Genomic DNA, 10,156 nt, shown 5'->3' on the forward strand with positions numbered 1-10,156 from the left:
GATGCCCCTTCGGCGGAGCGACGCGACCAAACCGGAGCCGACGGCGTCGCGGCGTCGACACCGTCGCGGCGTTGACGGTGCCACGCCGGTTCACGTCCGCCGCTCCGAAGCGTGCGTTTATGCCCGATCGGGCGCCAACCGGTGGTAATGGCAGTCGCCGCCCCAGTTCCCGACCTCGACGACCGCGCGACCGACTGCGCCGACCGGCTGCGCGAGGCCGGCCGGGTGCTGCTCGCGTCGCACATCGACGCCGACGGGATCACGAGCGCCGCGATCGCGTCCACCGCGCTCGCGCGGGCCGGGATCGACCACGAGGTCGTCTTCGAGAAGCAGCTGGACGCCGACTCGATCGCCGGGATCGCGGCCCGCGAGTTCGACGTCGTCCTCTTCACCGACTTCGGCTCCGGCCAGCTCGACGTCATCGCCGACCACGAGGAGCGCGGCGACTTCGTCCCCGTCATTGCCGACCACCACCAGCCCGCCGACCGCGACACACGGTACCACCTCAACCCCCTGCTGGAGGGGATCGACGGGGCGAGCGAGCTCTCCGGCGCCGGCGCAAGCTACCTCCTCGCCCGCGCCTTAGAGGGGCCCGACGGCGACAACCGCGACCTCGCCGGGCTCGCGGTCGTCGGCGCGGTCGGCGACATGCAGAACTCCGACGGCGGGCTCGTCGGCGCCAACGAGTCGATCGTCGCCGACGGCGTCGACGCGGGCGTCCTCGAGGCCCGGACCGATCTCGACCTGTACGGCAGACAGACCCGCCCGCTCCCGAAGCTGTTGGAGTACGCCTCCGACGTGAAGATCCCGGGGATATCGAACGACGAGGCGGGGGCGATCTCCTTCCTCACCGACCTCGACGTCGACGTGAAACGCGACGGAGAGTGGCGGCGCTGGGTCGACCTCGACGGCGACGAGCGGCGGACCCTCGCGTCGGCGCTGATGCGCCGCGCGGTCGCCTCCGGGGTCCCGTCCGAGCGGATCGAGGCGCTCGTCGGCACCTCCTACACGCTGGTCGATGAGGAGCCCGGCACCGAGCTGCGCGACGTCAGCGAGTTCTCCACGCTGCTCAACGCGACCGCCCGCTACGAGCGCGGCGACGTCGGCCTCGCGGTGTGTCTCGGCGACCGCGGCGACGCGCTCGCGGAGGCCCGCCGGCTGCTCCGCACCCACCGGCGGAACCTCTCCGAGGGGCTCCAGTGGGTCAAAAACGAGGGCGTCACCCACGAGGACAACCTCCAGTGGTTCGACGCCGGCTCCCGCATCCGCGAGACGATCGTCGGCATCGTCGCCGGGATGGCGGTCGGCTCCCCGGCAGTCGACCGATCGAAGCCGGTGATCGCCTTCGCCGAGGAGAGCGCCGAGGAGCTGAAGGTGTCCTCGCGCGGGTCGCACGCGCTCGTCCGGCGGGGGCTCGACCTCTCCGCGGTGATGCGCGAGGCGAGCCAGGCGGTCGGCGGCGACGGCGGCGGCCACGACGTGGCCGCGGGCGCGACCATTCCTATCGACGAGCGCGACGCGTTCCTCGCCGAGGCCGACCGGATCGTCGGCGAGCAGCTCTCTTGACGGGGAGGCCGACGCCGCGCGGTCGTCACCCGACCGTCCGGCGGACCCAGCCCGACGCGCCGCTCGGAACCGGGCCGGACGCCTCGCTGGTCTGGCGCGTCCCCTCGCCGTCGACCGCGCGGACGACGACCTCGTGTTGGCCGTCGGGCTCGAAGACGTGGCGCCACTGTCGCCAGACGTCCGCGTCCGGGAGCGCCTCGGAGAGCTCGGCGTCGGTCCACGTGTCGCCGCCGTCGGTCGACACCTCGACGCGCTCGATGCCGGGCGTCCCGGCGTAGGCGTGGCCGGCGAGCTCGATCCGGCCGTCGCCGAGCTCCGTGACACCCTCGTCCCAGAGCTTGGCCACGGTGGTCACCTCGCCGGTCCCCTCCCAGCCGCGCTCCTCCCAGTAGCCGTCGTCTTCGACGTTCAGCAGTTCGATTTCCGAGAGCCACTTCACGTTCGTCTCGCCCCAGTGGCCCGGGATCAACACCCGGACCGGATGGCCGTGGCTCGTCGGGAGCTCCTTCCCGTTCATCCCCCACACGAGGAACCCCTCGGCGAGCACGTCGACCGGGAACTGAACGTAGTAGCCGTCCTCGCCGCGCAGCATGGCGCAGTTACAGTCGCCCTGCGGGTCCACGGATTCGAGCAGCGGCCGGATCGGCGTCCCCGTCCAGACGGCGTTGCCGATTCGGCGGCCGTTCTGGTCCTCACCGACGCACCGCAGCGTTACCGCGCGGTTCTCGACAGGCCGGTCGATCAGCTCGTCGAACTCGATCGTCCGCTCGGAGCCGGTCTCGCCGGTGAACGTCAGCGACCACTCGTCGGCGGTGACCTCCGGGTCGAACTCCGCGATGTCGACGTTGTAGAACTCGCCGATCGGCGTCACCATCCCCTGGAGGCCGTCGCTTTCGACCGCCAGCGACGCCGAGTCGAGTTCCCGGAGCCGCGCGGCCGCGCCCTCCGACCGCGGGGCGTCGGGAAGGGGCTCGTCCTCCGACGCGAGCGCCCGCCGGCCCACCGCGGTCGCGGCGACGAACCCGAGCGCCCCCGCGACGACCCCGAGGGTCCGGCGGCGTACCGCGTTGACGACGGCCGGTGCGTCCCTCACTGCGTCGGTGTCGCCTCCGGACGGGGTCGCGGACGACGGTAGCCACCCGATCCCGACGACGGCCGCCGCGGGGAGCGCCGCGCCCAGCGCACCCGTCGAGACGCCCGTTAGGCCGGCGGCGAGCAGCCAGGATCCCCCTCCCGCGACCGCGGCGCCGACTGCTCGCCGGTCCGTGTGCGCGGCGAGCCGAAGGCCCGCGAACGCGACCGCCCCGAACAGCCCGACGGCGACCGCGAGCGCCAGCGCGATGTGGAGCAGGTGGCCCGCCTCGCCGAGCGTTTCGATCGTCGCCGTCACGATCGGTCCGGGAGTCAGGTTGACGACGGTCTGGTCGACCGGCCTGACGACGAACGACGGCGTCCACCCCGCGACGAGGTACGACCCGGCGATCGCGGCCGCGCCGGCAGCCGCGGCGAGGAGCGTTTCCCGGCGCTCGGTAACGTTGATCACGATTAGCGTTAGGGCCACAGTCACGTCAACAACCCCACCCTACTTCGCTCACCCTGATGGGTTCGCTCGTTGAGGGAGGGGCTTGTCCGTGAGCTCAGCCTCGAACCCGTCCGGGTGGGCGGTGAATCCGCCACTTGGCGTCACTGTTCCAGACTTGAGGGCGAGTTGACTGTCGCCCGTCCGCCGAGACGACTGTTGGCCTCGACGGACATACCGCATCCCGATGTTCTTCGCCGCGTTGTAATCCGCGTTCGCTCCCGACTCACACTTCACGCACCGGAACTCCGTGCGAGTCGCGCGATTCTCGTCTGCCGTGAATCCACACTCGGCGCACCGTTGCGATGTGTATGCCGACCCCACTTGCTTCACAGAGATGCCGACTGCTTCGGCTTTGTACCCCACTTGCTCGTACAGCGTTCGGAACGCCCACTTGTGCCCCCACGACGCACCCGTTCGGTCGCGGATGTCAGTCAAGTCCTCGAACGCGATCACGTCGCACTCGTATCGAAGTGCCTCATCCACAATCGCGTTCGACGCTTGGTGAACCACGTCACGAACGTATCGTCGTTCGCGTCCACTTGATTGTTCGAGCGTTCTGTGGGCGCTTCGCGTGCCTGTCTGTTGGAGTCCCGCACGGACTTTCTCGAACTCGCGGAGGTTGTGTGAGAGTTCTCGCCCGTTGATGAATCGTGCTGTGCTGGTGACGGCGAGGTTTTCAATACCGAGATCGACCCCGAGAACCGTTCCGTCCTCGGCGGTGTCTCGCTCGGTGTCGGTCTTGGGTCGGCGGAAGCCGATGTGTAGAAAGTAGTCGCCATCACGAGCGGTGAGTGTGCTTTCTGTGACGCTCCACTCATCGGCGTCGAGGTACTGCCGTTGGTAGCCATCCTCGGCTTCAGGGAGCGCAAGTTCACATCGGACGCGACTGTCCGTCGTGGAGAGCGACACTGTATCGTCATCGAACAGCGTCATCGTTCGAGTGTCGTACGTTATCGTGGGTGCGGTGAACGTGGGCTTGCTGACCTGTTTACCGTTCGAGCGGCGTTCGAGACAGCCGGTGATGGCTTGGGCGGCTTGGTGGGTGGCGAGAATCGCGTGCTGACTCCCGAGGTCGGTTTCCTCGCGCACGTCGTCGTAAGCGAGGGGTTGTACGTCGCTCTTGGCGTTACACTTTCCCCACGCCATGTCCGTGGCGAGTTGGCACCCACGCTTCCACTCGGAGATGGTTTCCTCAAGCAACTCGCGTTGCTCATCGTCTACCGAGAGACGAGTGATTGCCGTCCGACGCACGTAGTCGTCTGCCACAGTTTCAATGTGTGTGAGCGGCTATTTATAATCTGGTGTTTATTACAGAAACGAACGCGCTCCTGCCCTCCCTACTCGCTCCCTCCGGTCGCTCCTTGAGGAAGGGGACTCCGCGCTACCGCTTCAGTTGAACTGCGGCCTCGGCCGAAACCCGTTACAGTACCGTCGGCGTCGCCGGAGTACGCACAGCCGCGACGGCGAGAAAAGCGATCGGAACGAGCGCCGCGAGAAACCGCGTTGAGGCGAGCGACGTCGAGACGGACGGCGTCGCGTCAGGCCTCGCCGAGGTCGCGGAACATCGCGCGGTAGTCGTCGGTCGACAGCGACTCACCGAGGTCGTCGATGTCGGCGTCGAGCTCCTCTAACCGGTCGACGAGGTCGGCGTACGCGTCGTTACCCTCGCGCTGTGCGGCCGGCTTCTGCGAGCTCAACACGGCGCGCTTGCTGGCGAGCGCGGCGGCCTCTTGGACGAGGTCGTCGTACTCGCTGCGGGTCAGGAGGGTGTCGATGGCCGCGAGCAGCTTCGTGCGGCTCACCGGCTTAGTGAGGTAGAGGTCGAACCCCATGTCGATGATGTCGAAGTCGGGCTCGACCGCGGTGACCATCGCCACGCGGCAGTCGTACCCCTCCCCGCGGATGTGGTCTAAGACGTCGTCACCGCTCCCGTCGGGGAGTCGGCGGTCGAGGAGCACCACGTCGACGGCGGCGTCGACCCGGTCGATCGCGTCGGCCGCGGTCTCGGCGACGTCGACGTCGTACCGCTCCTCTAAGAAGCCGGCGTACAGCGCCGCGATGTCTGGCTCGTCCTCCACGACGAGTATCGACGGGTCGCTCACCGCCGATCACCGCCGGGAGCGACCGGACACGCTTCACCGGGCATACACGAACGGGCGGCGTGTCGAGAGATAAAACTGTCGCCGTCCGTTCGCCCGATGTCACCGAGCGTTGCTTCTTCCGGGCCGGGGCGTCACTCCCGGCGCACTGAACCGTCTTTTATATACTCCGGCCGCCAAAGGGGAGACGAATGTCAGAACTCGTCTCCACCGGGGTCGAGGGGCTCGACTCCATTCTCACCGGCGGCATCACCGAGCGGTCGACGGTCCTCGTCTCGGGGAACCCGGGCACCGGCAAGAGCATCTTCGGCATCCAGTACCTCCATCACGGCGTCTCCGAACACGACGAGCGCGGCGTCTACGTCTCCTTCGAGGAGGACGAGGCCGACATCCGCGGCGCGGCCGAGTCCGTCGGCTTCGAGGGGTTCGACGAGATGGTCGACGACGGCGACATCGTCATCCTCGACAAACGCGAGATGCTGCGTGAGACCGACTTCTCGACCGCGGTCGACCGCCTGCTCGACACCGTCGAGGACGGCGAGTTCGACCGGCTCGTCCTCGACTCGCTGTCGATGTTCCAGCTGTTCTTCGACGCCGAACAGGAGAAGCGCACGTATCTGCTGAAGTTCTCGGACATCCTCAAGGCCAACGGGCTCACCTCCCTGCTCATCAACGAGCAGGGCGCCGTCTTCCCCGACACCGAGGTCGGCTTGGAGAACTTCCTCACGGACGGGAACATCTACTTCATCCAGACGCCGACCGACTCCGGCGTCAACCGGTACGTCTGGGTGGCGAAGATGCGGAAACAGGACATCGACACCGACATCTTCCCGATGGAGATCGGGCAGGGCGGGATCACCGTCCACGAGCGCGCGGGCGGCTTCTCGATGATGGGCGGCTCGGACGATCAACCGTCGTTCTAACGCTGAGAGGGCGCCGGCCGGCCGCCTCCTCACTCCCGCGAGGAGAGGTCGCGCCAGACGTCGTCGAGGCGGTTCTTCACCGCCGACCGCTCCTCGACCTCGACGGTGAGCCCGTCGCGGAAGTCGACCTCCACCCCGTCGACCTTCCGGCGGTACACCTTCACGCGCCGGTGTTCGTCCGAGAGCGGCCGGTCGTGTAGCTCGAGGAGGTCCGCCTCCTCCAACTCGTTGATCCGTCGGTAACACGTCGCGATCGGGACGTCCAGCTGGTCGCTGAGGTCCTGCGCCGACTTCGCCTCGCCCGTCGCCGTCAGGATGTCCGTGTTGTATTTGTTACCGAGTACGGTGATCAGATCGTCCCCCACCATTCACGTTATCGAGATTGATTTTTCGGGTTTATAATGGTACCGGTGATTGTTCCGTTCGACGAACGTCCTGATTCGGCGTGCGGGACGGGACCGCGACCGCTTCGCCGGTCTGAACCTCCAAACCGTGTTATCGCCGCTGATACCCGCCACCGTGGGTTTATTATCCGTGTTCGAGCAGGACGGGTATGGAGCTTATCGAGGGGTTGTACCTGATGACGACCACCGTGCTGGCCGGCGCGAGCGCGACGCTCGTCGCGTTCGCCGTCGCGGCGTATCGGTCGTCCGGCCGCACGGCGATGGCGTACCTCGCGGTCGGTTTCGGACTCGTCGTCGTCGCGGCCGTGGCGACGCCCGCGGCCGCCTTCCGGACGGGGTTCGGCAACGCGGAGGCGCTGCTCTTGGTTAACACCGGACTGCTCGCGGCGTCGATGGCGCTCGTCGCCGGGAGCCTCGCCGTCTACGAGCCGGGGACGCAGGAGTTCGTGATCCCCGAATCGGAGCTGTCGCGCCTGCGCGATCGGTGAAAAAGGGGCGACCCCGACCTATCGTCCGTCCCGATTCGTCGCCGAGCCGATCTCGGACGAACACCAGTAAACAGGGGCGTACCTCCCTCTCCGACGGTCTTTTGCTTTCCCGGTCCGTAGCGATCTCGATGACAGATCGCTGTCGAGACGAAGACGCGACCGGGAGCGCGCCGACGGCTCCGCGGCGGCGACTCGCCGAAGCGTCCCCGCGTTCGGAGCGCCGACGATGACGACTGCCGACGCCAGAGGCGACCCCTCGGCGGTCGCTCGGCTCTCGGACATCGCCGCGCGGGCCGGTGTCGGCGCCGGGGTGACGGTACTCGTGAGCGTCCTGCCGGTCGTCGGCCTGGTCGCGCCCGCGGTCGGCGCGGGCGTGGCGAGCTGGACCGACGAGGCCGAGGCGCCCCGCGGCCCGCGGATCGGCGCCGCGACGGGCGCGCTGGTCGCGCTGCTGTCGCTGCCGCTGACGTTCTTCGCAGTCTGGGTCGCCGCCGCGGTGTCGCCGGCGGCGACGGTCGGCGTGCTCGCGCTCACGCTGTTCGGCGCGGCGTACGTCGTCGGCAGCGGCGCGCTCGGCGGGTACCTCGCGGACCGGATCGCGGCGGAGCGCGACGCGTCGAACGCGGACGCCGATCGCGAGGCGCCGCGGACCCCGATCGAGCGTCTCAAACACCGCTACGTCGAGGGCGAGATCTCCGACGCGGCGTTCGAGCGCCGCCTCGACCGACTGCTGGCGGCCGACCGCGAGCGAGACCGGTCCGAATCGCGGTCTCGATCCGAGTCGACCGACTCGGTGGCGCGCGAACGCGAGCGCTGAAACCGTCCTTTCGGCCTCCGAAAGTCTCCGCTTCGAAGTCGACCTGCGACGCGTCGGTATCGCCGATCCCCGACGTTTCGATCGGTCTCGACCCTCCGGTCGCTACCTTCGTCGCCGAACACCCCCGCGCCGACGCGTCAGGAACTCACGCCTCCTTCTGCCACAGATCCAAAACTGATACCGCTACGCCGGAGTTGTTGATATATTCTGTAACTATAATCGAAAAAGAAACCTGAAAACCGCAGGACGGCAGTTGTTTATCAGTCTGGATAACCGGGAACGTGATCTTAAGTAGGAATTCCCCATCGCTATCGATAACGCCCGCCGGGCAGGCCGGGGGCCGACGCAAACAACCAATGTTCGAGACAATCACGGACGAGGAACAACGCGGTCAAGTGGGGATCGGGACCCTCATCGTGTTCATCGCGATGGTGCTGGTGGCGGCGATCGCCGCCGGCGTTCTGATCAACACGGCCGGGTTCCTCCAGACGCAGGCGGAAGCAACGGGCGAAGAGAGTACATCGCAGGTGAGCGAACGGCTCCAGGTCGTGAGCCAGTCCGGTGACATCGCCGACAACGTCGCCGGCACCAGCGAGCGCGGCATCGGCTCGCTCGAGTTCGTCGTCGCGTCGGCGCCCGGCGCCGACAATATCGACCTCGACGAGGTAACGGTCGAACTGGTCGGTACCTCCGGGCAGGAGACGTTCCAGCTCGACGAGGACCCGCCGGCGACCAACGACATCTTCACCAAATCTGGGGATAGCCCCGTCCTGACGGACAACAGTGACCGCGCCGAGGTTGTCGTCAACCTCGAGGCGACTGATACGTTCGAGGACGCTAACGGCTACGCGCTCACCGAGGGCGACTCCCTTACGGTGACGTTCACGACTGCTTCCGGCGCATCGACGACGACCGAGATCCGCGTCCCGACCACGCTGGTCGGCGATGACGGCGATTCGGTGAGGCTGTAACAATGTTCGAGTTCATTACTAACGACGACCGCGGTCAGGTCGGTATCGGCACGCTCATCGTGTTCATCGCGATGGTGCTGGTCGCCGCCATCGCTGCGGGCGTCCTGATCAATACGGCTGGATTCCTCCAGTCGCAGGCGGAATCGACCGGTGAAGAGAGTACGGACCTCGTGTCCGAGCGGATCGAAGTGACGAGTTCCGTCGGCATCGTCAGCGGCGACACCTCGACGCTGAGCGAGATTCGCGTGACGACCACCGGCGCGCCCGGTGCGGACGACATCGACCTGACTGATACGACAATCCAGGCAGTCGGGCCTGGTGGCCAAGAGAATCTTGTGTTCACCGATCGGGCATATAGTTTTGATCGCTCCGCCGGAACCAACCAGCCGCGGCTTCAGCAGACAATCCCGGATGATATCGAGACTGTCCAGGTGTACATTACCAACATCGACAACGTGGACACTGTCGGCCAATTAACTATCAGTACATCCGGAACCGGCGAGGACGTGACCGTTGATGCTGCGAACCTTGAACAGCAGGCAGTCAATGAGGTCGACATCTCTGGATTCGACCTCCAATCCGGTGATACAATTACGGCAAGCCTTGACAGCAATACTGACACTACTGACGTGGTAGTGGGCGAATTAAGCGGTGTCGATTCGAGTGGTCTCTCCGACAACACTGACGGAGTTGCGATTCAAGATACCATTCGCGCAGACTCAACTGAGATCGAAGTCGCCTACGCTGCGGCGAGTACTGCCAGTCCCCGGTACTTCTTGGTCTACGATCAAAACGATAATGTTCTGTTCCAAGAAGAGATTAGCTCTGGTACTGACGTGGCTGTGACTGAGGAGACGGTTAGCCTGACCGGAGAAGATATAGGGGACACCGACACGATCAATGTTGCACTGGCTGACAGCGCTGACCCGGCCAGTGCCACCATATCGACAGGACCAGAGAGTACTACTGTTGATGCAGCACTCGGGCTTTCTCAAGTCAAGAACCTCAACCCCGGTGAGTTCGCCGTCGGCTCCGACGGAGCCTTCCGTTCGGATCCCGTTCTGGACGACCAGAATCAGTACACGATCCTGCTGAACCCGTCGTCCGGTGCGTTCGCTGACGAGGAGGCGTTTGGCGAGAGCGACGACGCGACGCTTGACCTCGTCTCGCCCGCCGGCGCGACGACGCAGATCGAACTGACCGCCCCCGACCTGTTCAGCGAGCAGGGCGAAGCGGTCCGCCTCTAAGCGCGGACGCACAGACACACAACCGCTCTCACCGCGGAGACCGGCTCCCCGGCGGGGAC

At 66.5% G+C, this 10,156-nt stretch carries 9 protein-coding genes and 1 pseudogene; 6 read left to right on the forward strand and 4 right to left on the reverse strand.

Features of this window, described 5'->3' with window-relative positions; genetic code table 11:
- The first annotated feature begins 147 nt into the window (after positions 1 to 147).
- Positions 148 to 1,566 carry a DHH family phosphoesterase gene (locus tag B378_RS0110460; RefSeq protein WP_017343746.1) on the forward strand — a complete coding sequence of 473 codons (1,419 nt, stop codon included), beginning with the start codon at positions 148 to 150 and terminating at the stop codon, positions 1,564 to 1,566.
- 25 nt (positions 1,567 to 1,591) lie between these two features.
- Here B378_RS0110460 and B378_RS0110465 read toward each other — a convergent pair whose 3' ends face one another.
- The 3 genes from B378_RS0110465 to B378_RS0110475 form a co-directional block, all read right to left on the reverse strand.
- On the reverse strand, positions 1,592 to 3,109 hold the full coding sequence (locus B378_RS0110465) for a molybdopterin-dependent oxidoreductase (protein WP_017343747.1): 1,518 nt from the start codon (positions 3,107 to 3,109) through the stop codon (positions 1,592 to 1,594).
- Between the two features lie 48 nt (positions 3,110 to 3,157).
- On the reverse strand, positions 3,158 to 4,414 hold the full coding sequence (locus B378_RS0110470; protein ID WP_017343748.1) for an RNA-guided endonuclease TnpB family protein: 1,257 nt from the start codon (positions 4,412 to 4,414) through the stop codon (positions 3,158 to 3,160).
- A 272-nt stretch (positions 4,415 to 4,686) separates the two neighbouring features.
- Positions 4,687 to 5,250 carry a HalX domain-containing protein gene (locus tag B378_RS0110475; RefSeq protein WP_017343749.1) on the reverse strand — a complete coding sequence of 188 codons (564 nt, stop codon included), beginning with the start codon at positions 5,248 to 5,250 and terminating at the stop codon, positions 4,687 to 4,689.
- Positions 5,251 to 5,438: 188 nt separating this feature from the next.
- Between B378_RS0110475 and B378_RS0110480 the strand changes: the two genes are divergently transcribed.
- Entirely contained in the window at positions 5,439 to 6,170 is a 732-nt protein-coding gene (locus B378_RS0110480) for an ATPase domain-containing protein (protein ID WP_017343750.1), read from the forward strand.
- A gap of 29 nt (positions 6,171 to 6,199) precedes the next feature.
- Here B378_RS0110480 and B378_RS0110485 read toward each other — a convergent pair whose 3' ends face one another.
- Entirely contained in the window at positions 6,200 to 6,538 is a 339-nt protein-coding gene (locus tag B378_RS0110485) for a helix-turn-helix domain-containing protein (RefSeq protein ID WP_017343751.1), read from the reverse strand.
- Positions 6,539 to 6,723: 185 nt separating this feature from the next.
- Between B378_RS0110485 and B378_RS0110490 the strand changes: the two genes are divergently transcribed.
- From B378_RS0110490 to B378_RS17530, 4 genes and pseudogenes are all read left to right on the forward strand, one after another.
- Complete coding sequence (locus B378_RS0110490; protein ID WP_017343752.1) at positions 6,724 to 7,062, forward strand: hypothetical protein; 339 nt, start codon at positions 6,724 to 6,726, stop codon at positions 7,060 to 7,062.
- A gap of 226 nt (positions 7,063 to 7,288) precedes the next feature.
- A complete protein-coding gene (locus B378_RS0110495) occupies positions 7,289 to 7,879 on the forward strand; it encodes an SHOCT domain-containing protein (protein WP_017343753.1) in 591 nt (196 codons plus the stop codon).
- Between the two features lie 356 nt (positions 7,880 to 8,235).
- On the forward strand, positions 8,236 to 8,850 hold the full coding sequence (locus B378_RS0110500; RefSeq protein WP_017343754.1) for an archaellin/type IV pilin N-terminal domain-containing protein: 615 nt from the start codon (positions 8,236 to 8,238) through the stop codon (positions 8,848 to 8,850).
- Between the two features lie 2 nt (positions 8,851 to 8,852).
- Positions 8,853 to 9,344 (forward strand): annotated as a pseudogene (locus B378_RS17530) (archaellin/type IV pilin N-terminal domain-containing protein); the annotation flags it as partial.
- Positions 9,345 to 10,156: the final 812 nt, after the last annotated feature.

It is taken from the genome of Halorubrum sp. T3, assembly GCF_000296615.1.
GTDB classification, from domain to species: Archaea; Halobacteriota; Halobacteria; order Halobacteriales; family Haloferacaceae; genus Halorubrum; species Halorubrum ruber.

Bases quoted from the DNA above. Each gene is read 5' to 3' on its own strand.
- B378_RS0110460 (WP_017343746.1), top strand. From the start codon at position 148: ATGGCAGTCGCCGCCCCAGTTCCCGACCTCGACGACCGCGCGACCGAC.
- B378_RS0110480 (WP_017343750.1), top strand. From the start codon at position 5,439: ATGTCAGAACTCGTCTCCACCGGGGTCGAGGGGCTCGACTCCATTCTC.
- B378_RS0110485 (WP_017343751.1), bottom strand. From the start codon at position 6,538: ATGGTGGGGGACGATCTGATCACCGTACTCGGTAACAAATACAACACG.
- B378_RS0110490 (WP_017343752.1), top strand. From the start codon at position 6,724: ATGGAGCTTATCGAGGGGTTGTACCTGATGACGACCACCGTGCTGGCC.
- B378_RS0110495 (WP_017343753.1), top strand. From the start codon at position 7,289: ATGACGACTGCCGACGCCAGAGGCGACCCCTCGGCGGTCGCTCGGCTC.
- B378_RS0110500 (WP_017343754.1), top strand. From the start codon at position 8,236: ATGTTCGAGACAATCACGGACGAGGAACAACGCGGTCAAGTGGGGATC.